Source organism: Albidovulum inexpectatum (assembly GCF_002927635.1).
GTDB classification, from domain to species: Bacteria; Pseudomonadota; Alphaproteobacteria; order Rhodobacterales; family Rhodobacteraceae; genus Albidovulum; species Albidovulum inexpectatum.
On sequence record NZ_PRDS01000005.1, the window covers coordinates 35734 to 59780 of the forward strand.

Annotated in this window: 28 protein-coding genes; 15 read left to right on the top strand and 13 right to left on the bottom strand. The window is 64.8% G+C overall.

Translation table 11 applies throughout. From position 1 onward, the window contains the following. The first annotated feature begins 27 nt into the window (after positions 1-27). From LV82_RS08830 to LV82_RS14915, 5 genes are all read left to right on the top strand, one after another. On the top strand, positions 28-2637 hold the full coding sequence (locus LV82_RS08830) for a cation-translocating P-type ATPase (protein WP_104070930.1): 2610 nt from the start codon (positions 28-30) through the stop codon (positions 2635-2637). Positions 2638-2714: 77 nt separating this feature from the next. Further along, complete coding sequence (locus LV82_RS08835) at positions 2715-2915, top strand: YgaP family membrane protein (RefSeq protein WP_104070931.1); 201 nt, start codon at positions 2715-2717, stop codon at positions 2913-2915. Positions 2916-2929: 14 nt separating this feature from the next. Further along, complete coding sequence (locus tag LV82_RS08840; RefSeq protein ID WP_342750182.1) at positions 2930-3895, top strand: efflux RND transporter periplasmic adaptor subunit; 966 nt, start codon at positions 2930-2932, stop codon at positions 3893-3895. Continuing rightward, positions 3892-7107, top strand: a complete 3216-nt coding sequence (locus LV82_RS08845) for an efflux RND transporter permease subunit (protein WP_104070933.1) — start codon at positions 3892-3894, stop codon at positions 7105-7107. Before LV82_RS08840 ends, LV82_RS08845 begins: the two co-directional genes overlap by 4 nt. Before the next feature lie 195 nt (positions 7108-7302). After that, entirely contained in the window at positions 7303-7461 is a 159-nt protein-coding gene (locus LV82_RS14915) for a hypothetical protein (RefSeq protein WP_170063391.1), read from the top strand. Between the two features lie 47 nt (positions 7462-7508). Here LV82_RS14915 and LV82_RS08850 read toward each other — a convergent pair whose 3' ends face one another. The 8 genes from LV82_RS08850 to ffh form a co-directional block, all read right to left on the bottom strand. Continuing rightward, complete coding sequence (locus LV82_RS08850; RefSeq protein WP_104070934.1) at positions 7509-8318, bottom strand: division plane positioning ATPase MipZ; 810 nt, start codon at positions 8316-8318, stop codon at positions 7509-7511. Positions 8319-8435: 117 nt separating this feature from the next. After that, positions 8436-8657, bottom strand: a complete 222-nt coding sequence (gene rpmE, locus LV82_RS08855; protein ID WP_104070936.1) for a 50S ribosomal protein L31 — start codon at positions 8655-8657, stop codon at positions 8436-8438. Positions 8658-8669: 12 nt separating this feature from the next. Then, positions 8670-9044, bottom strand: coding sequence for a 50S ribosomal protein L19 (rplS, locus tag LV82_RS08860; protein ID WP_104070937.1), 375 nt, complete (start codon positions 9042-9044; stop codon positions 8670-8672). Between the two features lie 276 nt (positions 9045-9320). Then, on the bottom strand, positions 9321-10139 hold the full coding sequence (gene trmD / locus LV82_RS08865; protein ID WP_104070939.1) for a tRNA (guanosine(37)-N1)-methyltransferase TrmD: 819 nt from the start codon (positions 10137-10139) through the stop codon (positions 9321-9323). Beyond that, positions 10139-10645 (bottom strand): ribosome maturation factor RimM, encoded by a 507-nt coding sequence (gene rimM / locus LV82_RS08870; protein WP_104071239.1) that lies wholly within the window; start codon positions 10643-10645, stop codon positions 10139-10141. The genes trmD and rimM overlap by 1 nt, the downstream gene beginning before the upstream one ends. A 96-nt stretch (positions 10646-10741) precedes the next feature. Further along, positions 10742-11098, bottom strand: coding sequence for a 30S ribosomal protein S16 (rpsP, locus tag LV82_RS08875; protein WP_104070940.1), 357 nt, complete (start codon positions 11096-11098; stop codon positions 10742-10744). Between the two features lie 55 nt (positions 11099-11153). Beyond that, positions 11154-11450 (bottom strand): chorismate mutase, encoded by a 297-nt coding sequence (locus LV82_RS08880; RefSeq protein ID WP_104071241.1) that lies wholly within the window; start codon positions 11448-11450, stop codon positions 11154-11156. A gap of 8 nt (positions 11451-11458) precedes the next feature. Then, the gene (gene ffh, locus LV82_RS08885) at positions 11459-12976 is read right to left on the bottom strand and encodes a signal recognition particle protein (RefSeq protein WP_104070941.1); all 1518 of its coding nucleotides are present in this window, start codon (positions 12974-12976) and stop codon (positions 11459-11461) included. Between the two features lie 284 nt (positions 12977-13260). Between ffh and LV82_RS08890 the strand changes: the two genes are divergently transcribed. Beyond that, positions 13261-13857 carry a rhodanese-like domain-containing protein gene (locus LV82_RS08890; RefSeq protein ID WP_104070943.1) on the top strand — a complete coding sequence of 199 codons (597 nt, stop codon included), beginning with the start codon at positions 13261-13263 and terminating at the stop codon, positions 13855-13857. Between the two features lie 43 nt (positions 13858-13900). Here LV82_RS08890 and LV82_RS08895 read toward each other — a convergent pair whose 3' ends face one another. Then, entirely contained in the window at positions 13901-14491 is a 591-nt protein-coding gene (locus LV82_RS08895; RefSeq protein ID WP_104070944.1) for an FMN-dependent NADH-azoreductase, read from the bottom strand. A gap of 224 nt (positions 14492-14715) precedes the next feature. Between LV82_RS08895 and LV82_RS08900 the strand changes: the two genes are divergently transcribed. Continuing rightward, a complete protein-coding gene (locus LV82_RS08900; protein WP_104071243.1) occupies positions 14716-15597 on the top strand; it encodes a LysR family transcriptional regulator in 882 nt (293 codons plus the stop codon). Then, on the top strand, positions 15590-16522 hold the full coding sequence (locus LV82_RS08905) for a DMT family transporter (RefSeq protein WP_104070946.1): 933 nt from the start codon (positions 15590-15592) through the stop codon (positions 16520-16522). The genes LV82_RS08900 and LV82_RS08905 overlap by 8 nt, the downstream gene beginning before the upstream one ends. Here LV82_RS08905 and LV82_RS08910 read toward each other — a convergent pair. After that, the gene (locus LV82_RS08910; RefSeq protein WP_104070947.1) at positions 16519-16866 is read right to left on the bottom strand and encodes an ArsR/SmtB family transcription factor; all 348 of its coding nucleotides are present in this window, start codon (positions 16864-16866) and stop codon (positions 16519-16521) included. The two genes, LV82_RS08905 and LV82_RS08910, sit on opposite strands and share 4 nt — an antisense overlap. A 250-nt stretch (positions 16867-17116) precedes the next feature. Between LV82_RS08910 and LV82_RS08915 the strand changes: the two genes are divergently transcribed. The 5 genes from LV82_RS08915 to LV82_RS08935 all read left to right on the top strand — a co-directional run bounded on the left by LV82_RS08915 (position 17117) and on the right by LV82_RS08935 (position 19723). Beyond that, positions 17117-17446: an AtpZ/AtpI family protein gene (locus tag LV82_RS08915; protein WP_104070949.1), complete on the top strand. Its 330-nt coding sequence runs from the start codon at positions 17117-17119 to the stop codon at positions 17444-17446. A 44-nt stretch (positions 17447-17490) separates the two neighbouring features. Continuing rightward, on the top strand, positions 17491-18219 hold the full coding sequence (locus tag LV82_RS08920) for a F0F1 ATP synthase subunit A (protein ID WP_104071245.1): 729 nt from the start codon (positions 17491-17493) through the stop codon (positions 18217-18219). Positions 18220-18267: 48 nt separating this feature from the next. Next, the gene (locus LV82_RS08925; protein WP_104070950.1) at positions 18268-18507 is read left to right on the top strand and encodes a F0F1 ATP synthase subunit C; all 240 of its coding nucleotides are present in this window, start codon (positions 18268-18270) and stop codon (positions 18505-18507) included. Between the two features lie 81 nt (positions 18508-18588). After that, positions 18589-19164 carry a F0F1 ATP synthase subunit B' gene (locus tag LV82_RS08930; protein WP_104070952.1) on the top strand — a complete coding sequence of 192 codons (576 nt, stop codon included), beginning with the start codon at positions 18589-18591 and terminating at the stop codon, positions 19162-19164. Positions 19165-19168: 4 nt separating this feature from the next. Then, a complete protein-coding gene (locus LV82_RS08935; RefSeq protein ID WP_104070953.1) occupies positions 19169-19723 on the top strand; it encodes a F0F1 ATP synthase subunit B in 555 nt (184 codons plus the stop codon). Between the two features lie 82 nt (positions 19724-19805). Here LV82_RS08935 and LV82_RS08940 read toward each other — a convergent pair whose 3' ends face one another. The 3 genes from LV82_RS08940 to LV82_RS08950 form a co-directional block, all read right to left on the bottom strand. Further along, positions 19806-20576, bottom strand: a complete 771-nt coding sequence (locus LV82_RS08940; RefSeq protein WP_104070955.1) for a FadR/GntR family transcriptional regulator — start codon at positions 20574-20576, stop codon at positions 19806-19808. Between the two features lie 104 nt (positions 20577-20680). Then, on the bottom strand, positions 20681-21340 hold the full coding sequence (locus LV82_RS08945; RefSeq protein WP_104070956.1) for a YiaD family glycine zipper/OmpA-like lipoprotein: 660 nt from the start codon (positions 21338-21340) through the stop codon (positions 20681-20683). 121 nt (positions 21341-21461) lie between these two features. Continuing rightward, positions 21462-22331: a bifunctional helix-turn-helix domain-containing protein/methylated-DNA--[protein]-cysteine S-methyltransferase gene (locus tag LV82_RS08950; RefSeq protein WP_104070958.1), complete on the bottom strand. Its 870-nt coding sequence runs from the start codon at positions 22329-22331 to the stop codon at positions 21462-21464. Positions 22332-22410: 79 nt separating this feature from the next. Between LV82_RS08950 and nth the strand changes: the two genes are divergently transcribed. Continuing rightward, complete coding sequence (gene nth, locus LV82_RS08955) at positions 22411-23055, top strand: endonuclease III (protein WP_104070960.1); 645 nt, start codon at positions 22411-22413, stop codon at positions 23053-23055. Continuing rightward, entirely contained in the window at positions 23052-24041 is a 990-nt protein-coding gene (locus LV82_RS08960) for an adenosine kinase (RefSeq protein WP_104070962.1), read from the top strand. Before nth ends, LV82_RS08960 begins: the two co-directional genes overlap by 4 nt. Positions 24042-24047 lie beyond the last annotated feature (6 nt).

The window sequence follows — 24047 nt, forward strand, 5'->3', positions numbered from 1 at the left end:
TCGTGCCCTTCGGAAGGGGCGGCACGCATGCAAGACGACAAGCGATTGAGACCTGATTCCCGGAGCCAGGGGGACGGCCTTGAGCCGGACGAGGTGCGTCGGCGTCTTGCGCGCTTTGGGCCCAACGAGATCGGCCAAACCGTTTCGGTTGCTCCGCACCGCGTACTGGCGCGGCAATTCGCAAGCCCGCTTGTTCTGCTTCTGCTTGGCGCGGCCGTGATTGCGGGATTGCTGGGCGAGATCGTGGACATGGCCGCGATCCTGCTGGTCGTCGGGCTGAACGCCATTCTGGGTTTCGTGCAGGAATGGCGGGCCGAGACGGCGATTGCCGCGCTGCGCGGCATGCTGGCGCCCCGGGCGCGGGTGCGGCGTGCCGGTCAGGAAGCTGTCGTACCAGCCCGCGATCTGGTGCCCGGGGACGTGGTGCTGGTCGAGGCCGGAGATCGCGTTCCGGCCGATCTGCGTCTGATCCTGGCCTCTGGTTTGCGCATCGACGAAAGCGTTCTGACCGGAGAATCGGTTGCTGTCGACAAGTCGCTCGACCCGGGAGAGGAGCACCTCTTCATGGGAACGCTGGTGGTCGCGGGTCGTGGCGAGGCCGTGGTCGAGGCCACCGGCGCCCGGACGCGGCTGGGCCAGATCGCGGGTATGACGCAGGCCGTTGCGGGGCGTTCCACGGTTCTGAGCCAGCGACTTGCCCGACTTGCGCGCCAGATCGGGCTGGTTGCTGTCATGGTTGCATGCGCGGTTGTGCTGCTTGGGCTCTGGAGGGGCGAATCCCTGACGGTCATGGGGATCACGGCGCTGTCTTTGGCGGTCGCCGCCGTGCCCGAGGGGCTGCCTGCTGTCGTGACCGTGACTCTTGCCTTGGGCGCATCGGCCATGGCGCGGCGCAAGGCGCTGGTCCGCAGGTTGCAGGCGGTCGAGACGCTGGGGTCGGCCTCGGTCATCTGTACCGACAAGACCGGAACGCTGACCGAAAACCGCATGACCGCGCGGATCATCCGCACGCCCGAGGCGCTGTACGAGGTCACGGGAAGCGGCCATGACCCCGCCGGACATATCGCCCGCGCCGGTCGGCGCGTGCGCGCATCGGATGATCCGGGATTGGCCGCGCTTCTTGAGGCCGCGATCGGCTGCAACAATGCGCGGCTGGTGCGACAGGGCGACGATTGGCAAATGGTCGGCGAGCCGACCGAAGGCGCCCTGGTCGTCCTTGCCTACAAGGGTTGGGTCGCTCCGGACGCGCCCGGCCCGCGGGAGCTGGAAATTCCCTTCGACAGCGACCGCAAGATGATGAGCGTCATTGTCCGCGTGGCGACCGGGCGCAGGCTGCTGACCAAGGGGGCGCCGGAATCCGTCATTCCGCGCTGCGACAGGCTGCGCCACGGCGCCAGGGTCCTGCCGATGGATCGGGATGCGCGGGACGACATTGCGCGCCAGTATGACGATATGGCTGCTCAGGGTCTGCGCGTTCTTGCCCTGGCCGAGCGCGATCTGCCGGGCCTGACCGATGACCCCGAGCAGAACCTGACTTTCCTGGGACTTGTCGGCCTGATCGACCCACCGCGTCCGGAAGTGCCTGCCGCCATTTCCGAGGCTCGCGGGGCGGGAATCGGCATCGTGATGATCACGGGGGATGCGCCAAATACCGCCCGTGCGATCGCGCGGGCCGTGGGCCTGAGCGCCAAGCCGGTCATTACCGGTGCCGAACTCGAGAATATGGACGATTCCGCGCTGCGCGTTGCGCTGGGCGGGGAGCCGGTTTTCGCCCGCACGGCGCCCGAGCAGAAGATGCGGATCGTCGCTGTCCTGCAGGCGATGGGACATGTCGTGGCAATGACCGGCGACGGGGTGAACGACGCCCCGGCGCTGAAAGCGGCCGATATTGGTATTGCGATGGGGCAGAGGGGAACGGATGTTGCCCGGGAAGCGGCGGATCTGGTGCTGCTGGACGACAACTTCGCCACGATCGTGGCCGCGATCGAGGAAGGTCGCCGTCAATTCGCGAACCTGCGCAAGTTTGTCCTGTACCTGTTTTCGGCCAATCTGGGCGAGGTTCTTGCAATCATGGGAAATCTCGCGATCGGCGCGCCGCTGATGCTGTTGGCGACACAGATCCTGTGGATGAATCTTGTGACCGATGGCGCAGTTGCCCTGGCGCTGGGCGCGGAAAGGGCCGAGCCCGGCCAGATGCGGCAAAAGCCCCGCCCGCGCGATGCGGCCCTGATCGGACGCGAGGGATTCGTGATCCTTGTCCTGTTCGGCCTGTATGTTGCTGCAGCCGGCATGGCGGCGTTCCAGATTGGTCTGCAGCAAGGCCTGGAACATGCCCGTGGCATGGCATTCGGTGCCATCGTAATGGTCCAGGTTCTGGGCGTGTTTGGTTTCCGATCCCTGGCCGTTCCTTGCACGCGGCTTGGCTGGCTGTCGAACCCGGCCTTGGTCGTGGCCGTACTGGCCACGCTGGCCGTGCAGGCCATGGCCTTTCATTGGGCCCCGCTTTCGGCGCTTTTGCATGCCCGGGCGCTGGGCGTGGGGGATTGGGCCATTCTCGTGGCCTTGGCCCTGCCGGGGCTGTTCCTTCCCGAAATGGCCAAGACGCTGTGGCGTGAAAGGCACCTTGGGGCGGCTTGATGCAGATTTCCGGTCATGGGTCTTGCAATGCGATTAAATATTCATAAGTGCGAATATGTCTGCAGAAGGAGGCTACGATGACCCTTGATAAAGCGATTCTGGCATTTGCCGGTCTGATGGTTCTTCTGTCGGTCGTGCTGACCGTCTGGGTGTCGCCGCTTTTCGTTTGGTTCACCGTCTTCATCGGCCTGAACCTGTTGCAATCCGCGTCCACCGGCCTGTGTCCGGCGGCCTTCGTGCTGCGCAAGCTGGGCTTCCGTCCCGGCCCGGCTTTCTGAGAAGGAGATTCGACATGATGCGTGCGACTTTGCTGGGCCTCGGGCTCTTGCTGGCGGCGCCCGCCCTGGCCGACAGCATGACCGTGGCGCCGCAGGTGATCACGGAATGGAAGTCGGTCTTTGGCCGGATCGAGCCGAAAGAGACGATCCCCGCCCGCGCCCGTATCGGTGGCACGATCGTCGAGCTGACGGTTGCCGAAGGCGATACGGTTGCCGAAGGCCAGCAGATCGCGCGCATAAAGGACGACAAGATCGACTTTCAGATCGCCGCGCTGGATGCCCAGATCGAGGCGCTGCGCGCCCAGCTCGACGTGGCCGAAACGGAACTGCGCCGCGGCGAGACGCTTGTCGAACGCGGTGTCGCGACCGTCCAGCGACTGGATCAGTTGCGTAGCGCGGTCGATGTCCTGCGCAACCAGATCGATTCGACCGAGGCGCAGCGCGCCGTCGCCGTTCAGCAGGCCGAGGAGGGCAGGGTGCTTGCTCCCGCCTCGGGGCGTGTCCTGACGGTGCCGGTCACGCGTGGCGGTGTGATCCAGCCCGGAGAGCCGGTTGCAACGATCGGGGTTGGCGGGTTCTACCTGCGCCTGTCGGTGCCCGAACGTCACGCTCCGGCGCTGGCCGAAGGGGACACGATCCGGATCGCGCTTCCCGAAGGTGAGGCGGCCGGCCAGATCGTCAAGCTGTATCCCCTGATCGATGGCGGACGGGTGACGGCCGATGTCGAGGTCGAGGGGCTGGACACCGATTTCGTGAATTCGCGCGTCCTGGTCCAGCTGCCGGTGGGCAGCCGCCAGGCGATACTGGTGCCGGAAAGCGCCGTCGTCACCCGCTCGGGGATCGACTTCGTGACCGTTGCCGAGGGCGGCGCCAAGGTCGATCGGGCCGTCATTCCCGGCGAACGCCTGATCCGCGACGGGCAGAATCTGGTCGAGATCCTGACCGGCCTGCAACCTGGTGAAGAGGTCATTGTGCCATGAGCGAACATGAACACGCCCTTGGCATCGCGGGCCGCCTGACGCGCGGCTTCATCACGTCGCCTCTATCGCCGCTGATGCTGCTTGCGGCCTTTGTCTTCGGGATGGTCGCGCTCGTATCGCTGCCGCGCGAGGAAGAGCCCCAGATCTCGGTCCCGATGGTCGACATCATCGTGCGCGCCGACGGGTTGCGCGCCGAGGATGCCGTCAAGCTGATCACCGAGCCGCTGGAGACGATCGTCAAGGGCATCAACGAGGTCGAACACGTCTATTCGCAGACTGCGGATGACGTCGTGATGGTCACGGCGCGGTTCCTGGTGGGTACGTCGTCGGACGCGGCGATCCTGCGGGTTCACGAAAAGCTGCGCGCCAACATGGATCGCATTCCTGTCGGCATTCCCGAACCCATGATCGTCGCGCGTGGGATCGACGATGTGGCGATCCTGTCCCTGACGCTGTCGCCCCGGCCCGAAGCCGCCGATCGAATCTCGGCCAATGACCTGACACGGATTGCCCGCGAATTGCGCAGCGAAGTGGCGAAGATCCCCGATGTCGGCCTGACCTACATCGTGGGAGAGACGGCAGAACGGATCCGGATCGCGCCCGATCCGCGCCGCCTGGCGCTGTATGGCGTCACGCTGCAGCAGCTTGCCGCCAAGGTGCAGGGCGCCAACCGTGCCGTTCCCTTGGGAGACCTGCGCGATGACGGAGAGCAGATTGAATTGGTCGCGGGTGAGACGCTGCCCTCGCCAGCCGAGATCGGTAACCTGCTGCTGACCACGCGCGACGGGCGCCCGGTCTATGTCCGCGATGTGGCCGATGTATCGTTGACCTGGGGCGCCGAGGAACACCGCGTATCCCAAGTCACGCGCGAAGGCGACGCGCTGTCCCGTCGCCCGGCCGTCACGCTTGCGGTGGCCAAGCGTGCGGGCGCGAACGCTGTTACCGTGGCCGAAGAAATCCTGCACCGGGTTCATCTGCTGGAAGGCAAGCTGATCCCCGACGATGTCGCGATCGAGGTCACGCGCGATTATGGCGAAAGCGCCAATGAAAAGGCCAATGAGCTGTTGTTCCACCTCGCTCTGGCCACGGTTTCGATCGTCTTGCTTGTCTGGGCGGCAATCGGTTGGCGCGAGGCGGTCGTCGTGGCGATCGTCATCCCGGTCACGATCCTGCTGACGCTGTTTGCCTCTTGGCTGATGGGCTACACGCTGAACCGGGTGTCGCTGTTCGCGCTGATCTTCTCGATCGGGATCCTGGTTGATGATGCGATCGTGGTGATCGAGAACATCGCGCGTCACTGGGCCATGCGCGACGGGCGCAGCCGCATTCAGGCCGCGATCGACGCCGTGGCCGAGGTTGGCAACCCGACGATCGTCGCCACGCTGACCGTTGTTGCGGCGCTTCTGCCGATGTTGTTCGTGTCTGGTCTGATGGGCCCCTATATGAGCCCGATTCCGGCGAATGCCTCGGCCGCGATGATCTTTTCGTTCTTCGTCGCGGTGATGGTCACGCCATGGCTGATGGTCAAGGTGGCCGGTCGTGCCGACATGTCCGCACATGCCCACGATGACAGCTATGGCGGCCATCCGGGTGGCGCGCTTGGCCGCGCCTATGCGCGGGTTGCCGCGCCATTGCTGAAATCAAAGGGGCGTAGCTGGCTGTTCCTTGCCGTTGTCACGGTGCTGACGCTTGGGTCGCTGTCGCTGTTCTACACCAGGCACGTGACCGTCAAGCTTCTGCCCTTCGACAACAAGTCGGAACTGTCGGTGATGATCGACCTTCCCGAAGGGGCTTCGGTCGAGGCAACCGATGCGGTGGCGCAGGCCGTCGCCCGTGCGGTTCTGGAACTGCCCGAGGTCGTCTCGGCCCAGACCCATGCGGGGACATCCGCGCCGTTCAACTTCAACGGTCTTGTGCGCCACTATTACCTGCGCAGCAGCCCGGAAATGGGCGAGGTTGCCATCAACCTGGCGCCCAAGGCCGAACGCGACCGCACCAGCCACGAGATCGCGCTGGAAATCCGCAACCGGATCGCCACGATTCCCGTTCCGGAAGGGACCGTGCTCAAGACGGTCGAGCCGCCTCCGGGCCCGCCGGTCCTGTCCACGCTGCTGGCCGAGATCTATGGCCCTGACGCCGAAACCCGGCGCGCCGTCGCCCAGCGTGTCGAGGCCGCGTTCCGGTCCGTGCCCTTCATCGTCGATGTGGACAATTCCTATGGCGATCCCGCGCGGCGGCTTCGGCTGACGGTTTCGACCGACAATGCGGAGTTCTTCCAGGTTCAGGAATCGGACGTGTTCGACACGGTTGCCCTGCTGAATGGTGGCACGACGGTGGGCTATTCGCACCGCGGTGGTGGCCGCCAGCCGATCCCGATCCGCATCGAGCGGCCGAAATCCGAACGGCGCCTGGACGAAACCTTTCTGTCCACGCCGATACCGGCCAATGTGTTGCCGGGTGCGCGCGGCGTGGTCGAACTGGGCGACGTCGTCGAATTGCGCGAGGAGCGCGCATCATTCCCGATCTTCCGCCACAATGGACGTGCCGCCGAAATGGTCACGGCCGAACTGGCCGGGGACTTCGAGGCACCGCTTTATGGCATGATCGCCGTGCAGAAGGCTCTGGACGCGCAGGATTGGGGAGATCTGCCCAAGCCGGTGATCCGGCTTCACGGCCAGCCCGAGGATGAAGGTCAGCCAACGCTTTTGTGGGACGGCGAGTGGGAGGTCACCTGGGTGACGTTCCGCGACATGGGCGCGGCCTTTGGCGTCGCCTTGCTGGGTATCTATATCCTGGTCGTCGCGCAATTCGGCTCGTTCCGGGTGCCCCTGGTGATCCTGACGCCGGTTCCACTGACCTTCATCGGCATTCTGTTGGGCCACTGGGCCTTTGGTGCGCCCTTTTCGGCGACGTCGATGATCGGCTTCATCGCGCTGGCCGGGATCATCGTTCGCAACTCGATCCTGCTGGTGGATTTCATCCGTCATGCCAGGGCGCCGGGACGGCCGCTGACCGAGGTGCTGATCGAGGCTGGCTCGATCCGGTTCAAGCCGATCCTGCTGACGGCGCTGGCGGCCATGATCGGCGCGGCGGTGATCCTGTTCGACCCGATCTTCCAGGGGCTAGCGATTTCGCTGCTCTTCGGGCTTGCCTCGTCCACGCTGTTGACCGTTCTGGTCATTCCGGCCCTCTATCGCGTGCTGCGAAGCTGAGGTTTCGTGTCAATTGTCAACGGGCGGCGCGGGAAACTGCGCCGCCCGCTTTCATTTGCCTGCGGGCGTGATCAATCCCCGGATTTTTCGCGATGAAGCCCCGAAGCCTGCACCTCAATGCCTCTTTTCCGCCACGGGGCCGGGGCACCGTGACAACCATAGGGAGCACAGAAACGCGTCGAGGGGAGCATGAAGATGTTTTTCACCGCCATCCGCCGGATCTTTGACCGCCATGCCGCCCGCAAGGACGCATTCGAATGCAGGCTGCAGACCCTGGGGGCCGAAATGGGCCGCGCCATGCGCCGCCGTCAGGCCCTGTTCATTCGTCCACAGCGTCGGCACCGGCCCATCTGACCATGACTTGCCGTGATCGCGGCGGGTGACGGCGTGCCATCCCGCCGTCAGAAATCCACGGTGACGCCCGGCAGTTTCAATTCGGCCATAAGGTCGCGCAGCTCCTGACGCGCCGCGATGTTCGACAGGTTCAGCCGTTCGACCCCCAGATCGCGCAGGTCAAGCAGGGTCAGCCCGCGCGGAAAGAGTTCGCGAAAGATAACCCGTTCCGAGAATCCCGGCGCGACACGGAAACCGATTCGTTTCGACAATTGCACCAGCGCGCCGCCGACCTTGCGCTTGTTGTGCATCTGCTGGCTGCCCAGGCGGTTGCGCAAGACCAGCCAGTCGATCGGCGGCAGGTTCGCGCGTGCGCGGGCCTGACGGGCATTCCACACCATTTCCGAATAGATCGAGGGGCCGGTAACGCGACCCGACTCGGGATCGATCCGGGCCAGCAGGTCGAAATCGATGAAGCTGTCATTCATCGGCGTGATCAGCGTATCCGCCAGCGAATGCGCCATCTGGCTGAGCCGCGTATGCGAACCGGGGCAATCGATGATGATGAAATCGCTGTTCGGCTCGATCTCGGCCATGGCGGCGGCCAGGCGGCGATCCATGACGTTCTCGCCCTCGGCCAGTGTTGCCGGATCGATCTCGGGCAGTTCGCGATATTCGGGTGTCGGCAGATCCAGCCCCTTGCGCCGCGCATAGGCGCGGCGATTCTCGATGTAGCGGCCAAAGCTGCGCTGGCGCAGATCCAGGTCCAGCGCGCCCACACGATGCCCCATCCGCGCCAGAGCGGTCGCTACATGCATGCAGGTCGTCGATTTTCCCGACCCGCCCTTTTCGTTCCCCACAACGATGATATGCGCCACGTCCCGTCCCCGTCGTTCCGTCCCCAGGTTTCGTTCCGTTGACCGGAATCAAAAGGCGCGCCGTCGCCGGCGCGCCCCGCTTGCATTTGTGCGCCTTCCATTCGAAAGCGCAAGAGATCAGAAGCCAAGACCGGAATATTTGCTCTTGAACTTCGACACGCGGCCGCCGGTGTCCATCAGCTTGGCCGAGCCGCCGGTCCAGGCGGGATGCGAGTTCGGGTCGATTTCCAGCGACAGCGTGTCGCCTTCCTTGCCCCAGGTCGACCGGGTCCGATAGGTCGTCCCGTCGGTCATCTTGACCTCGATGAAGTGATAATCGGGATGGATGCCCTTTTTCATGGCCCCGGCTCCTTATTCGGCTTTTTCTTTGTAGTTGCTGTCCTCGGCGATCCGGGCCGACTTGCCGCGGCGCGAACGCAGGTAGTACAGCTTGGCGCGGCGGACGCGGCCACGGCGGACGACCTCGATCGAATCGATGTTCGTCGAATACAGCGGGAACACACGCTCCACGCCTTCGCCGAAGGAGATCTTGCGCACGGTGAACGAAGCGCCGATGCCGTTGCCGCCCTTGCGCGAGATGCAGACGCCTTCGTAGTACTGCACCCGGCTGCGGTTGCCTTCGGTCACCTTGTAGCCGACACGCACGGTGTCGCCCGCCTTGAAATCCGGAATGTTCTTGCCGAGCTCGGCGATCTGCTCGGCCTCCAGTTGCGCGATCAGGTTCATCGCGTGATCCTTTCCTCTGCTCGCGGTGGGCCCGCGAAGGTGTGCTGCGCCTCAGAGCTCCATGTCTTCATCGGGTCCGCATGATGCGCCCGCCGGAGGTTCAGGTCGCCGTTTCCTGTCATGCCGGTGATCCCGTCACCCGGCCGAAGAAGACCGGGCCATGGGCCGATCCGGATCGACCCCGCGGAACAGACCGACAGTCCGGCAGACTCGGACGAGTCCCGGACGCGCGGGGTATAGTGCGAGACGGTTCGCCTTGCAAGAGTGCGCGGGGTTTCAGCCGCCCTTGCCGTCCCTTTTGCGCAGGTAACGTTCCCACAGGTCGGGGCGGCGTTCGCGGGTCAGGGCTTCGGACTGCGCGCGCCGCCATTCCGCGATCTCGCCATGGTGCCCCGACATCAGGACCGGCGGAATCTCATGTCCCTCCCAGACCGCCGGGCGGGTATATTGCGGATGCTCCAACAGACCCGCTGAGTGACTTTCATCACGCGTGGATTCGGCATTTCCCAACACGCCCGGCAGCAGGCGCACGGTGGCGTCGATCATGGCCTGGGCCGCGATCTCGCCGCCCGTCAGGACAAAGTCGCCCAGGCTGACTTCCTCGACCGCGTGATGGTCCAGGACACGCTGGTCGACCCCTTCGAACCGCCCGCACAGAATCGTTATGCCCTCGGCCGCCGCCCAGCGGCGCGCCATGGCCTGGTCGAAGACCCGCCCACGGGGCGAAAGATACACGACGGGCCAGCGTGCGCGATCGGGCGGTGTGCCGATCGCCGCCTGGTCCAGCGCGGCCCCCACGACATCGGGGCGCAGCACCATGCCCGCGCCGCCGCCAGCCGGGGTGTCATCGACGTTGCGATGCTTGCCGATGCCGAAATCGCGCAGATGGATCGTCTGCAATTGCCAAAGCCCGTGCTTCAGCGCCCGCCCCGTCAGGCTGAGGCCAAGGGTGCCGGGAAAGGCCTCGGGGAACAGGGTGATGATCCGCGCGACCCACGCGCCGCGAAGGCGATCGTTGCCGGCCATCAATTCCCGCGGGCGCAGGCTGGCCGTGATGGACAACCGCCCATGGGATCGGGGACGATCCTCGGTCATCACTCGATCTCTTCGGGCGGGTCGGCGATGATGCGGCCTGCGGTCAGGTCCACGGTCGGCACGATCTGTCGGGTAAATGGCAGCAGCAGCGCCTGACGCCGGCCAGGCGCGGTGATCTCGAGAATATCGCCGGCGCCGTGATTGTGAATGGCGCGAACGGTTCCCAGCGGCGCGCCGCCCGTATCAAAGACCGGCAGGCCCAGCAGATCGGCGTGATAGAATTCGTCATCCGGCAGGTTTGGCAGTTTCGACCTGTCGGCGTACAGCTTCAGGCCGCGCAGCGCATCGGCCTGTTCCTTGGTCTCGACACCCGACAGCCGTGCGGCAAAACCATTCTTGACCGTGCGCGTGATGCGCAGGGTGAAGCTGCGCGTTCCGTCCTCGGAATACAGCGGGGCATAGGCCATGATGGCCTCGGGCTGCGCACAGAAGCTTTTCAGGCGCACTTCCCCGCGCACACCGAAAGCACCACCGATGGCGCCCACGCAGATGCGATCAGCTGCCATGTCCTTGCGCCTCATCTTCAGGCCGGTCCGCATGGGCCGGCCGGGATCGTCCGGCCGAAGGGCGTAGCAAGGCGCCTCCGGCCGGACGGGTCGCGATCACTCTTCGGCCGAGGCTTCGGCGGCCTTGGCGGCCTTTTCTTCGGCGCGCTGCTTGGCCTTGGCGCCGGGCTCGCCCTTCTTCAGGTTCTTGCGCTCGACCTTCGGCTTCAGGCCGGCGGCTTCCAGGAAGCGCGCGACACGCTCGGTCGGCTGGGCGCCAAGGTTCAGCCAGTGCTGGACGCGCTCGATGTTCATGCGCACGCGGTCCTCGCTGTCCTTGGGCAGCAGCGGGTTGTAGGTGCCCAGCTTCTCGATGAAGCGGCCGTCGCGCGGCATGCGCGAATCGGCGGCGACGATCGAGTAGAACGGACGCTTCTTCGAGCCCCCACGGGCAAGGCGGATCTTCGTTGCCATATCGATATCTCCTGTCTTGGCAATCAATGTCCAGGCAAAGCCTGTCAGTCCTTCTTCATTTCTGAAGCTTCTCGTGATGCCTGATGACTTCGCTGATGACGAAGTTCAGGAACTTCTTCGCAAAGACCGGGTCCAGGTCGGCCTCCTCGGCCAGCCGTTCCAGGCGGGCAATCTGCTGGGCCTCGCGCACCGGGTCCGAAGGCGGCAGGTTGTGTTCGGCCTTCAGCCGTCCCACGGCCTGGGTGTGCTTGAAGCGCTCGGCCAGGGTGAAGACCAGGATCGCGTCCAGCCGATCGATCGACTCGCGATGGTTTCGCAACAATTCGGCGGCGCGGGTAGCGGTGTCGGTCATGGCGCGGCTCATTTCTTGCGGACCAGGCCCGACAGGCCGCCCGGCAGCTTCATCCCACCAAGGCCACCGGGCAATCCGCCCGGCATCTTGCCTCCGCCCAGCCCTTCCTTCATGCCCTTGGCCATGGCTTCCAGCTCGGCGGGGCTCATCTTCGATGGATCGGGCATGCCGCCGCCGAGACCTTTGCCGCCCATCATCTGGCGGATGGCCTGTTTCAGCATGCCGCCCTTGCCCATCTTCTTCATCATGTCCGCCATCTGGCGGTGCATCTTCAGAAGCTGGTTCAGATCGCTGACCTGCAGCCCGGCGCCCGCGGCGATGCGACGCTTGCGGCTGGCCTGAAGGATGGCGGGATTGGCCCGTTCCTTCTTGGTCATCGAATTGATCAGGGCGATCTGGCGACGCAGGACGGAATCGTCAAATCCCGCGGCCTCCATCTGCTTCGCGGCCTTGCCCATGCCCGGCAGCATGCCCATAAGACCCTGCATCCCGCCCATCTTCAGCATCTGCTCGAGCTGGGTCTTGAGGTCGTTCATGTTGAACAGACCCTTGGCAAAGCGCTTGGCCATGCGTTCGGCCTGTTCGGCCTCCAGCGTCGCCTGCGCCTTCTCGACCAGCGCGACGATGTCGCCCATGCCAAGGATACGCCCCGCGATCCGCTCAGGCTCGAAGGTTTCCAGCGCGTCCAGCTTTTCGCCCGTGCCGACGAAACGGATCGGCTTGCCCGTGACGGCCCGCATGGACAGGGCCGCGCCGCCGCGACCGTCGCCATCCATCCGCGTCAGCACGACACCGGTGATGCCGACCTTGGCATCGAATTCCTGCGCGACCTCGACCGCGACCTGGCCGGTCAGACCGTCGACGACCAGCAGGGTTTCGCGCGGATGCACGACGTCGCGCACCTCGGCAACCTCGGCCATCAGCACTTCGTCGATCTGCAGCCGGCCAGCGGTGTCGAGCAGATAGACGTCATAGCCGCCCAGCGTCGCCTGGCTCTTGGCGCGCCTGGCGATCTGCACGGCGCTTTCGCCCTTCACGATCGGCAGCACGTCGACGCCGATCTGCTGGCCAAGGATGGCCAGCTGCTCCATCGCGGCGGGGCGGTTGGTGTCGAGGCTGGCCATCAGGACGCGCTTCTTCTCGCGCTCCTTCAGGCGTTTGGCAATCTTGGCCGTCGTCGTGGTCTTGCCGCCGCCCTGCAGGCCGACCATCAGGATCGGCGCGGGCGGATTGTCGATCTTCAATGCGCCGGGATCGCCTTCGCCGCGCAGCACGGCGACCAGCTCGTCATGCACGATCTTGACGACCTGCTGGCCGGGCGTGACCGATTTCGTCACCGCAGCCCCGGTCGCCTTGGTCTCGACCCGCTTGATGAAGTCGCGCGCAACGGGCAGGGAAACGTCGGCCTCAAGCAGGGCCACACGCACTTCGCGCAATGCGCTGCGGACGTCCTCTTCAGAGAGCGCGCCCTGTTTCGTCAGCCGGTCGAAGACGCCGCCAAGGCGCTCTGACAGGTTCTCGAACATCTGGCCCTCCCTGGCCGTTGCATTACATGCCTTGGACATGGGTCCGCGGCGCTCAAACACCAAGCGCACCAGTGGGCGCAACGCGCTGACTGGTGGCGATCCCGCACGATGGGCGGGACCGGAAGCGGTGTCACTCCCGGAAGATCCCGACCCCATTATGCAAGCCAGGCGGATGAGTCAAGGCGCGACGTGGCACCGTCGGCGTCATGCGCGCGCGTCGGACCGGTCGCCCTTGCCCGTGATGTCGGTTTCCGTGCAACATCGACCGCAAGGGAGGATGTGTCATGATACGTCTATATGCGCTTGCCTGCGCCATGCTTGCATTTTTCGCTCTGCCGACCTTGGCGCAGGAGCCGCTCGTGAAGATCACCGCCGAAATTGCCACGGTCACGGTCCAGACTCCGAATGGCCCGGTCGAGATCGGCCGCGAGCAGAACCCCGATGCCCGGCTGGAGGGCGACTGGGCGCGGGTCGCGCGCGATTGTCCGCCTTTCTGCATTCAGCCCATGACGCCGGCCCCGGGTGTCACGACGATCGGCGAACTGGAGCTTCTGGAACTTCTGACCGATCCCGCGGCGATGGTGATCGACAGCCGGACACGGGACTGGTTCGAAGGTGGCACGATCCCGGGTTCGGTCAATATCCCCTACAACGAGATCGGCGACCGTCTGGCAGAACTTGGCTGCGAGGCGGATTTCGATGGCTGGGATTGCTCGAATGCGAGAAAGGTGGCGCTGTTCTGCAATGGCCTGTGGTGCGGCCAGTCGCCCTCGGCCATTCGGGTGATGCTGTCGCTCGGCTATCCGGCCGACAAGATCCACTATTACCGTGGCGGCATGCAGGTCTGGCGCCTGCTTGGGTTGACCGTGGTTCAGCCCTGAAGGTGGATGCGGCGCGGATCGCCCGCGCCGCAGGCCGGCCGTGTCAGGCCGCGATGCGTTCGACCTCCTGCTCGGCGCGCTTCAGCGTTGCCTCGGGGTCGAAGACCATCTGGTCGGCCGCAACGAATGTCACGTCGGTGATGCCAAGGAAGCCCAGCATGTGCCGCAGATAGGGCGAGGCGAAATCGACCTCGGACCCCATCCGGGTTCCGTCAGATGACAGGGCGACGATCGCGCGCTTGCCCTTCAACAGGCCTTCCGGCCCGTTTTCGGTATAGACGAAGGACTCGCCCCGCCGGGTGATCTGGTCGATCCAGTTCTTCAGCTGCGCGGGCACCCCGAAATTGTAGACCGGCAGGCCGATCACCAGGATATCGGCGGCGCGGACCTCTTCCAGCAACCTGTCCGAAAAAGCGGCGATCTGGGCCTGCTCGGCGTTGCGCTGATCGGCCGGGATATAGACGGCGCCCAGCCAGGCCCCGTCGATCGCCGGGATTCCGTTCGTCACGTCGCGCTCGGTGACGATTGCATCGGGATGCGCGGCTTTCAGCCGTTCGACAATGCGACCGGTCAGACGGCGGGAAACGGAATCGGCGCCCTTGATCGAGGAATCGATGCGAAGGATATGCGTCATGGTCTTTGTCCTTTCAAAACGGCTTCTGAATGATACCTAGTCCTGCGCGTCTGGCACATGAAGTCGCGCTGCGACATATCCTGTGTGCGCCAATGCACAATAGTGACCGTTGGAAATCTGCCATTTCGCCCCCCAGCCAACTGGCTTGAATGCCCGCGGGCAAAGGTGTTCAGATGCGCCAAGATCGAAGGCCGCCGGTCCGGAATGCGAAGCAAAGGGGTGTCATGGACAATTGGGATGAAATCCGGACGGCCTATCATGTGGCGCGCATTGGAACGGTTTCGGGCGCCGCCGAGGTGCTGGGCGTTCACCACGCCACGGTGATCCGCCATATCGACGCGCTGGAGGCCCGGCTGGGCGTCAAGCTGTTCCAGCGCCATGCCCGCGGTTATACGGCGACCGAGGCCGGGCGCGAATTGATGAAGGTCGCGCAGGCGACCGAGGATCAGTTCTCGCATCTTGCCGCCCGCTTGCGGGGCACGGCCAATGACATTTCGGGCGAACTTGTCGTCACCTCGCTGCCGGGCCTGGTCGAGCAGGTGGCGCCGACGCTGAACAGGCTGCAGCGCGAACATCCCGAGCTGCGCGTGCGCTATGTATCCGATGTGCGGCTGTTCCGGCTGGAATACGGCGAAGCCCATGTGGCGATCCGCGCGGGCGGCAAGCCGCAGGAGCCGGACAATGTCGTGCAATCCTTCTGCATCCATCGGCGCGGACTTTATGCCAGCCCGGACTATGTCGAGCGTCACGGTCTGCCGGAAAGCGAGGATGATCTGGCCCGCCACCGTTTCGTCGGACCGGTCGATCCCGAAAACCGCGCCCCTTTCTATCGCTGGCTGACGGCACGCGTGCCCGATTCGGCGTTCGTCGTGCGTACGAACGAAGACCGGATGGTGCTGGAAACCGTTCGGGGCGGTGTTGCCATCGGCTTTCTGTCAGCCCGACTGGCAGGCTTCTTTCCCGAACTGGTCGAGGTCATGCCGCAGCGGCCGGAATGGGACACGCCCCTGTGGCTGGTGACTCATGTCGATCTGCATCGCACGCCGCGCATACAGCTGTTCCTCAAGGCGCTGAAAGAGGATGCGCAGAAATACGATCATGCCTGAGCCGGGCCGAACGGGAACCTTGCGGCCGACCATGCAGGGCCATGCGGCGATGCTGGTTTTTTCGTCGCTCGTTGCCGGGTCATTCCCCCTGGGGGCGATGGTCGCGAACGCGATCTCTCCCAGTGCCTTCACGGCCCTGCGGTTCATTCTCGCGGCAGCCCTGATCGGGCTGGCTGTCGCCATGGGCCCCGGTCTGCCGCGGGCGGCGCTGAGGGCTCCGTGGCGCTACATGGTGCTGGGGGGCATCTTTGCCAGCTATTTCATCCTGATGTTCGAGGGGCTCAAGACCGCGAATCCCGTCTCTGCCGCTGCTGTGTTCACGCTGACGCCGATCATGTCGGCCGGATTCGGCTGGCTGCTGCTGCGCCAGATGTTGACGGCCCGCGTGGCGATGGCGCTGGCCCTTGGAGGCGTAGGGGCGCTTTGGGTGATATTCCGCGGAGACCTGGCCGCTGCCGCGCGGCTCGAACTGGGGCGGGGCGAGGCGGTCTACATGCTGGGCTGCGCGGCGCATGCCTTCTATACGCCGCTTGTGCGCCGTCTGAATCGCGGCGAAAGCCCGCTGGTCTTTACCTTTGGCACGTTGCTTGGGGGCAGTGTCGTGACGACGATCTATGCCTGGGGTGACATCCGCGCGACCGAATGGCTGTCCCTGCCGTCGATCGTCTGGGTGACGCTTGCCTATACCACGGTCTTTGCCAGCGCCGTGACTTTCGTCCTGCTTCAGTTCGCAACGCTGCGGCTGCCTTCGGCCAAGGTGATGGCCTATACCTATCTGGTGCCCGGCTGGGTGCTGGTCTGGCAGATGGGGCTGGGGCAGCCGTTCCCGGGCCTTGTCGTCGCGCCGGGCCTGGCGCTGACGCTGGGTGCCTTGGCGCTGTTGTTGAGGGACGACACCTCGGTGCCGATTGCGGCTGAAACCTAGTCCGACTCGGGCAGGGTTTCGGGCAGTTCACTTCGCAGGAACAGCTCGAATGCATCGAGATCGAGCGGATCGAACAGGCCGAAACCCTGGATCCAGACCGAGGCCGCGCGCATCGCGTCGGGCTCCAGCTTGCACCACTTGACCCTTCCCCGCCGCTCCTGGCTGATCAGGCCCGCCTCGGCCAGGACGGCCAGGTGCTTCGAGATCGCCGCAAGCGACATCTCGAACGGCGCGGCGACATCGGTCACGGCCATGTCGTCCTCAAGCAGCATCATCAGGATCTGCCGTCGGGTTGGATCGGCAAGGGCGGCAAAGATGGCGTCCAGATCGGCGGGCTTTTTCATGGCCGCACTCTAGCCGTTCCCGTGTGCCGTCTAAAAGGGGGACAAGTCGATATTCAACCGCATGGTTGAACATGCAATTGACCGCGGGATCGGGCCTTGGGCTGTTGCGCGAAAGCCGCGCCGCGACGGGTAGATTCTTAAAATCAAGCAAATACAATGGCTTGTCCGAGGTGTCTGGCGGTCGCTTCCAGATTGACTCGGCGGGCGCAAGCCACTAGCAAAGCCGCAACTGTTCACGGGGGACAACGCGATGTCCGACGAGCCCGATCCAGAGCGTCTGAAGGCGCTTGAGGAACGCCTCGAACGGCTGAAGGGCGAAAAGGGCCGCAAGCCCCATGTGGACGACAAGGTTTCCGCCGCCAGCGATGGCTGGCGGATGGTGATCGAGCTGGTGAGCGGTCTGGCCATCGGCTTCAGCATCGGGTTCGGACTCGACACCCTGTTGGGGACGATGCCGTTCATGATGGTGCTGTTCACATTGCTGGGTTTCGCCGCCGGCGTGAAGGTCATGCTGGGCACGGCGCGCGAGATGCAGAACCGGAATGCGGCGGAAGGTTCCGCCAGGGACGAAGGGGAATAGACGTGGCGACGGAAGATCACAGCGAAGGCCTGGTGTTCCATCCGATGGACCAGTTCATGGTCAAGCCGCTGTTCGGCGGCGACACGGTCGGCATGCTGACACCCACGAACGTGACGCTGTGGATGGCGATCACCGTCCTGTGCATCGCGGGATTGTTCGTCTTTGGCACGCGCGGCCGCGCGATCGTGCCCTCGCGCACGCAGTCGATTGCCGAGCTGGCCTACGGCTTTGTCCACAAGATGGTCGAAGACGTCGCGGGCAAGGACGCGCTGAAATTCTTCCCCTACATCTTCACGCTGTTCTGCTTCATCGTCTTCTCGAACATGCTGGGCCTTCTGCCGAAGGCATTCACCACGACCAGCCACATCGCCGTTACGGGCGTCCTGGCCCTGGCCGTCTTCATCACGGTCACCGCGATCGGCTTCATCAAGAACGGGGCCAGCTTCCTGTCGCTGTTCTGGGTAAGCTCGGCGCCGCTGGCCCTGCGGCCCGTCCTGGCGGTGATCGAGATCATCTCGTATTTCGTCCGCCCGGTCAGCCACTCGATCCGACTTGCGGGCAACATGATGGCCGGTCACGCCGTCATCAAGGTCTTCGCAGCCTTCGCGCCGCTCGTGCTGTTCTCGGCCGTCGGTGTTGTCGTGACGCCGCTGTCGATCCTGGCGATCACCGCGATGTACGGGCTGGAAGTCGTCGTAGCCTTCATCCAGGCCTATGTGTTCACCATCCTCACCTGCGTCTATCTGAAGGATGCGCTGCATCCGCACCACTGACGCCGGCTGAACCATCAACCAGTCAAACCAAACCGTAAGGAGAGAATCATGGAACTCGCAGCAGCAGCAGCTCTCGGCAAGTATATCGGCGTCGGCCTGTCGTGCCTCGGCATGGGCGGTGCGGCGATGGGCGTGGGCAACGTCGCGGCCAACTACCTGTCCGGCGCCCTGCGCAACCCCTCGGCCGCGGCCAGCCAGACGGCCACGCTGTTCATCGGCATGGCCTTTGCCGAAGCGCTGGGGATCTTCTCGTTCCTCGTCGCGCTTCTGCTGATGTTCGCCGTCTGATCCGCGGGCTTGTTTCCTTACGGCCGGATGGGCGCCAATGCGCCCATCCGGGTTGTATAACGGGCATCGACGGGGGCCGAGATGGCAAATACCACGCATGATACGGCCGCGACGCTCGGCCATGGGGCAGATCATGCCGCCCAGGCGGCAGGGCACGCGGCGCAGTCCGCGGGCATGCCGCAACTGGATCTTTCGACTTTCGCGAACCAGATCTTCTGGCTCGTGGTGGCCCTGATCGCGATCTACTTTATCCTGTCGCGCATCGCGCTGCCCCGGATCTCGGGCATTCTGGCCGATCGCCAGGGCAAGATCACCAGCGATCTGGCCGCGGCCGAGGAATTGAAGGCCAAGGCCGTCGAGGCCGAGAAGGCCTATAACGAGGCCTTGGCCAATGCGCGCGCCCAGGCCGCGAAGATCATCGCCGAGGCCCGCGCCGAGATTCAGGCGGATCTCGACAAGGCGATGGCCAAGGCAGACGCCGAAATCGCCGCCAAGGCCGCCGAATCCGCAAAGCGGATCGAGGAAATTCGGGCCAATGCCGCCAAGACGGTGGCCGAGGTCGCACGCGAGGCCGCGGTCGAGATCGTCGCGATGTTCGGTGCGCAGGCCGATGAACAGGCCGTTGCGGCGGCAGTCGAAGCACGACTGAAAGGATAAGGCCATGAAGAAGTTTCTGCCCATCCTGACGCTTGTCGCTTCGCCGGCCATGGCGGCAACGGGACCCTTCCTGTCGCTGCGGAACACCGACTTCGTGGTGACGATCGCGTTTCTTGTCTTCGTCGGCGTATTGCTGTGGTTCAAGGTCCCCGCGCTGATCGCGGGAATGCTGGACAAGCGCGCCGCGGCCATCAAGGCCGAGCTGGACGAAGCGCGTGCCCTGCATGACGAAGCGCGTTCGATCCTCGCCTCTTACGAGCGCAAGCAGAAAGAGGTTCAGGAGCAGGCCAACCAGATCGTCGAGACGGCCCGCAAGGAGGCCGTGGCGGCCGCGGAGAAGGCCAAGGAAGATCTGAAGGAATCCGTCGCGCGCCGTCTGGCCGCCGCGGAAGAGCAGATCAAGTCGGCCGAGGCCGCCGCCGTTCGCGAAGTCCGCAATCAGGCAGTCAGCGTGGCTGTCGCCGCTGCGGGTGAGATCATCGCCAAGCAGATGGATGCGTCGCGCAAAAACAAGCTGATCGAGGAATCGATCGAAGAGGTCGCGCGGCGTCTTCACTGAAGGCGTACCATGGAATGCCAAGGGCCGGGCTTGATGCCCGGCCTTTTCATTTGGTCAATCCTTCAGGGCAAGGCCCGCGGTTTCACTTGCGCTTGCTTTCATGTTCCAGGCGAAGCTGTGCCAGACGCGCATTGCGCGCGGCTTTCCGGTCGTCCTCGAGTGCCTTGCGCACGAAGTCCAGGTGCGTCTCGACGGCCGAGCGCGCCGCGGCAGGGTCGCGGGCCTGCAGCGCGGCGTTGATCGCGCGGTGCTGGTCCAGCAGCGTGGCGCGGGTCGCCTTCTGACGGAACATGACCTGACGGTTGTAGAACACCCCCTGCCGCAGAAGGTCGAACATCGACCGCATCATGTGCAGCATGACCACGTTGTGGCTGGCCTCCAGGATAGCAAGGTGGAACTCGGCATCCAGCCGGGCCTCGTCGGACGGATCGCGCTTGCCATGCGCGACCTCCATCCGGCGGTATATGCTGTCCACCACCTGAAGATCGGCATCCGAAGCAAGGCGTGCGGCGCGCTCTGCGGCAAGCGCCTCGAGATCGCGCCGGAAATCCAGATAGTCGAAGACGGCCTCGTCGTGCCGCGCGAAAAGGTCGATCAATGCCGGAGAGAAGGCCGAGCCCAGCACCTCGGCCACGTAGATCCCCGAGCCCGGACGCGCAACCAGCAGGCCGGCCTGCTGCAGCTCGGCAATGGCTTCGCGCAGCGACGGGCGGGAGACGCCCATCCTCTCGGCCAGTTCGCGTTCGGCCGGCAGCCGGTCGCCCGGACGCAGGATACCCTGCAGGATCAGGCTTTCGATCTGGCGGACGACGGATGTGGCCAGCTTTTCGGGTTCGATCCGGCGAAACGGCATTTGGACCCCCTGCAATTGGCAAAGTCTTATGACCGGATCGGGCCGCCTGCAATGCAAAAGGGGCCGGACGCTGGGCCCGGCCCCGAGAAGGAAGCACTGACCGATCAGCGCGTGGGAATGATCAGGATCTCGACCCGACGGTTCAGCTGACGTCCCTGGGGCGTCAGGTTCGAGGCAACCGGCTGATCCTCGCCACGGCCATAGGCGACGATGCGGCTGGGCGAGACGCCCGCATTGCGAAGGATCGCCGCGACGGCCTGAGCGCGCCTCTGCGACAGGTCCTGGTTGTAGGCGGCCGAGCCCGTATTGTCGGTGTGGCCGACGACCTCGATCCGCGAATTCGGATAGCGGTTCAGGTGCGCCGCCACTTCGTACAGATCGCCCTGGATCGACGGCTGGACCGCCGCGCTGTCAACCGGGAACAGGATGCCTTCCGGCAGCACGACACGCAGCTGGTTGCCTTCGTTGATGACCCGGATCCGGCTGTCCAGACGGGCCTGCAATTCGGCCGCCTGCTTGTCCAGGTTGTTGCCGACCACGCCGCCAATCAGGCCGCCGACCGCGGCACCGACGAGGGCGCGGTCACGCTTGTCCTTGCTACCTTCGCCGGTCAGGATGCCCAGCCCCGCGCCGATTGCCGCACCGGTCAGCGCGCCTTCCTTGGTGCGCTTGTTCGGGTCGGGGGTGTATTGATCGACAGGCGTACAGGCCGACAGGGCCAGGGCGGCCGCCGCGCCGATGGAAAGGATGTATTTCAACTTCATGCGTGATTCTCCGCGTTTGAATGCGCTGTTGCACCACTTGGTCGCGCATGGCGCAATGTTAGGCAATAACGCGGCCGCATGACAGGGGTTCCGGGGCGAGGAACTTCTGGATGCCCGTGCCTTAAGTCAGATCCGGGCTCGCCTCGGCGCGGGCTGTTTCCCATGCAAGCATCGCGCGCTTCACGGGCAGGCCCCAATGATAGCCACCCAGGGCACCCGACTTGCGGATCGCGCGATGACACGGAATTGCCCATGCAACCGGATTGCGTCCGACGGCCGTGCCCACCGCGCGCACGGCGCGTGGGGAACCTACGGACTGCGCCAGGTCGGAATAGGTCGCAACATATCCCGGCGGCACGCGCAGCAATGCCTCCCAAACCTTGATCTGGAAGGGCGCGCCGATCAGGTGCAGACGCGTCTCGCCGCGCCCGCCGAACGCGGCCTGCACCCAGTCGCGCAGGGCGGACGCATCGGGAACGAAGCGGGCCATCGGCCAGCGCGCTGCCAGGTCGGCAAAGGCGGCCTCGCGCCCGATCTCGGCCGCAAATGCCATTCCGCAGAGGCCGCGTTCGGTCCCCATGGCCAGAACCTCGCCAAAGGGCGAATCGAACCAGCCATGCCGGATGGTCACGCCGCTTCCCGCGCGCGCAAATTCCCCGGGCGTCATCGCCTCCCAACGCACGAACAGGTCATGCAACCGACCGGTGCCCGACAGGCCGGCTTCCTGCGCGGCGTCCAGCAGGCAGCGTCTCTCGTGCAGCAGACGCCGGGCCAGCTCCAGCGTCAGGTACTGTTGGTACCGCTTGGGCGACACCCCCACCCAGGCGGAAAAGACGCGCTGGAAATGCGCCGGGCTCATGCCCAGACGCTGCGCAAGGTCTTCGAGGCTCATCTCCCTGCCGCCCGCGCTCTCGATCAGCGCGAGCGCACGGGCGATGACCCGGTAATGATAGGCGTGATCGACGGTGTCGTTCGGTGCAATCTGGCTCATGTGCCACAGGATAGGGCAGTGCAACCGGCCGCGCGACCCGGTTCTTGCGCATCCGCCGCCATGGGGGCATACCCGCCGCATGTCCGCACAGCTCGACTACAAGACGATCAAGGAAATCTTCGGCCGCCTTCATGCGCTCAACCCCGAGCCAAAGGGCGAGCTGGAGCATGTCAACGCCTATACCTTGCTGGTGGCGGTGGTCCTGTCCGCCCAGGCGACCGATGCCGGGGTGAACCGCGCCACGCGCGCCCTGTTCCAGATTGCCGACACGCCGCGAAAGATGCTGGACCTGGGCGAGGAAGGGTTGATCGAACACATCAAGACGATCGGCCTGTTCCGGCAGAAGGCGAAGAACGTGATCCGGCTGTCGCAGATATTGGAGGAAACCTATGACGGGCAGGTTCCATCCTCGCGCGCGGCGCTGCAGGCCCTGCCCGGTGTCGGACGCAAGACCGCCAATGTCGTTCTCAACATGTGGTTTCATCAGCCTGCAATGGCGGTCGACACGCATGTCTTTCGGGTGGCGAACCGCACGGGAATCGCGCCGGGCAAGACGGTCGAAGCCGTCGAACGAAACCTTGAAGATCAGGTTCCGGCCGAATATGCCCTGCACGCCCATCACTGGCTGATCCTGCATGGGCGTTATATCTGCGTCGCACGACGCCCGAAATGCGGCATCTGCCCGATCAGGGATCTTTGCCCCAGCGAGGAGAAGACCGAGTGAAGAAGTACCAGGTGGTCGGCATCGGCAATGCGATCGTCGATGTCCTTACGCGTTGCGATGACGAATTCCTGTCCCGGATGGGAATCGAAAAGGGCATCATGCAGCTGGTCGATCGCGAGCGGGGCGAGGCGCTCTATGCCGCGATGACCGACCGGACCGAGGCGCCCGGCGGATCGGTCGGGAACACGCTGGCGGGTCTGGGCAACCTTGGCCTGCGCACGGCATTCGTCGGACGGGTGCGCGATGACGCGCTGGGCCGGTTCTTTGCGCGCTCGCTCGAGCTTGAGGGCACGGACTTTCCCAATCCGCCGGTCAAGGATGCGGAGTTGCCGACTTCGCGGTCGATGATCTTCGTCACCCCGGATGGCGAGCGATCGATGAATACCTATCTTGGCGCGGGTGCGGATTTCGGGCCGCAAGACCTGGACGAGGCCATCGTCGAAGACACCGAATATCTGTTCCTCGAAGGCTATCTCTTCGACAAGGATCCGGGCAAGGCTGCGTTCCTTGCCGCGGCCGAAGCCTGCCATCGCGGCGGCGGCAAGGCGGGGATCTCTTTGTCGGACCCGTTCTGTGTCGACCGCCATCGTGCCGACTTCCGCCGTCTTGTGCGCGAGCAGATGGATTTCGTCATCGGCAACCAGCATGAATGGTGCGCCCTGTATGAAACCGAGGATCTCGAGCAGGCGCTGGCGCAGGCCAGGGACGAATGCGACCTGATCGTGTGCACGCGTTCAGGCGCGGATGTCGTCATCATCTCGGGCGATCGGCGGGTCGAGATCCCGGTGCACCGGGTCACTCCGGTGGATGCCACGGGGGCGGGGGATCAATTCGCGGCGGGCTTCCTCTATGGTCTGGCCACGGGGCGGGATCTGGAGATCGCGGGCCGCATGGGTTGCGTCGCCGCGACCGAGGTCATCGGCCATGTCGGCGCTCGTCCCGAGACCGATGTCATGGCGCTGTTTCGCGCACATGGCTTGATCTAGCCGGAA

Coding starts and splice junctions, on each gene's coding strand:
- rpmE (WP_104070936.1), bottom strand. CDS start 8,657: ATGAAAAAGGGCATCCATCCCGATTATCACTTCATCGAGGTCAAGATG.
- LV82_RS08930 (WP_104070952.1), top strand. CDS start 18,589: ATGGCAAATACCACGCATGATACGGCCGCGACGCTCGGCCATGGGGCA.
- LV82_RS08910 (WP_104070947.1), bottom strand. CDS start 16,866: ATGAAAAAGCCCGCCGATCTGGACGCCATCTTTGCCGCCCTTGCCGAT.
- LV82_RS08895 (WP_104070944.1), bottom strand. CDS start 14,491: ATGACGCATATCCTTCGCATCGATTCCTCGATCAAGGGCGCCGATTCC.
- LV82_RS08915 (WP_104070949.1), top strand. CDS start 17,117: ATGTCCGACGAGCCCGATCCAGAGCGTCTGAAGGCGCTTGAGGAACGC.
- nth (WP_104070960.1), top strand. CDS start 22,411: ATGTCCGCACAGCTCGACTACAAGACGATCAAGGAAATCTTCGGCCGC.
- rplS (WP_104070937.1), bottom strand. CDS start 9,044: ATGAACCTGATCGCGCAACTGGAGGCCGAGCAGATCGCCGAGCTCGGC.
- LV82_RS08925 (WP_104070950.1), top strand. CDS start 18,268: ATGGAACTCGCAGCAGCAGCAGCTCTCGGCAAGTATATCGGCGTCGGC.
- LV82_RS08945 (WP_104070956.1), bottom strand. CDS start 21,340: ATGAAGTTGAAATACATCCTTTCCATCGGCGCGGCGGCCGCCCTGGCC.
- LV82_RS14915 (WP_170063391.1), top strand. CDS start 7,303: ATGTTTTTCACCGCCATCCGCCGGATCTTTGACCGCCATGCCGCCCGC.
- LV82_RS08830 (WP_104070930.1), top strand. CDS start 28: ATGCAAGACGACAAGCGATTGAGACCTGATTCCCGGAGCCAGGGGGAC.
- LV82_RS08935 (WP_104070953.1), top strand. CDS start 19,169: ATGAAGAAGTTTCTGCCCATCCTGACGCTTGTCGCTTCGCCGGCCATG.
- LV82_RS08840 (WP_342750182.1), top strand. CDS start 2,930: ATGATGCGTGCGACTTTGCTGGGCCTCGGGCTCTTGCTGGCGGCGCCC.
- LV82_RS08890 (WP_104070943.1), top strand. CDS start 13,261: ATGATACGTCTATATGCGCTTGCCTGCGCCATGCTTGCATTTTTCGCT.
- LV82_RS08845 (WP_104070933.1), top strand. CDS start 3,892: ATGAGCGAACATGAACACGCCCTTGGCATCGCGGGCCGCCTGACGCGC.
- LV82_RS08950 (WP_104070958.1), bottom strand. CDS start 22,331: ATGAGCCAGATTGCACCGAACGACACCGTCGATCACGCCTATCATTAC.
- trmD (WP_104070939.1), bottom strand. CDS start 10,139: ATGACCGAGGATCGTCCCCGATCCCATGGGCGGTTGTCCATCACGGCC.
- LV82_RS08880 (WP_104071241.1), bottom strand. CDS start 11,450: ATGACCGACACCGCTACCCGCGCCGCCGAATTGTTGCGAAACCATCGC.
- ffh (WP_104070941.1), bottom strand. CDS start 12,976: ATGTTCGAGAACCTGTCAGAGCGCCTTGGCGGCGTCTTCGACCGGCTG.
- LV82_RS08940 (WP_104070955.1), bottom strand. CDS start 20,576: ATGCCGTTTCGCCGGATCGAACCCGAAAAGCTGGCCACATCCGTCGTC.
- LV82_RS08900 (WP_104071243.1), top strand. CDS start 14,716: ATGGACAATTGGGATGAAATCCGGACGGCCTATCATGTGGCGCGCATT.
- LV82_RS08920 (WP_104071245.1), top strand. CDS start 17,491: ATGGACCAGTTCATGGTCAAGCCGCTGTTCGGCGGCGACACGGTCGGC.
- LV82_RS08835 (WP_104070931.1), top strand. CDS start 2,715: ATGACCCTTGATAAAGCGATTCTGGCATTTGCCGGTCTGATGGTTCTT.
- rimM (WP_104071239.1), bottom strand. CDS start 10,645: ATGGCAGCTGATCGCATCTGCGTGGGCGCCATCGGTGGTGCTTTCGGT.
- LV82_RS08905 (WP_104070946.1), top strand. CDS start 15,590: ATGCCTGAGCCGGGCCGAACGGGAACCTTGCGGCCGACCATGCAGGGC.
- rpsP (WP_104070940.1), bottom strand. CDS start 11,098: ATGGCAACGAAGATCCGCCTTGCCCGTGGGGGCTCGAAGAAGCGTCCG.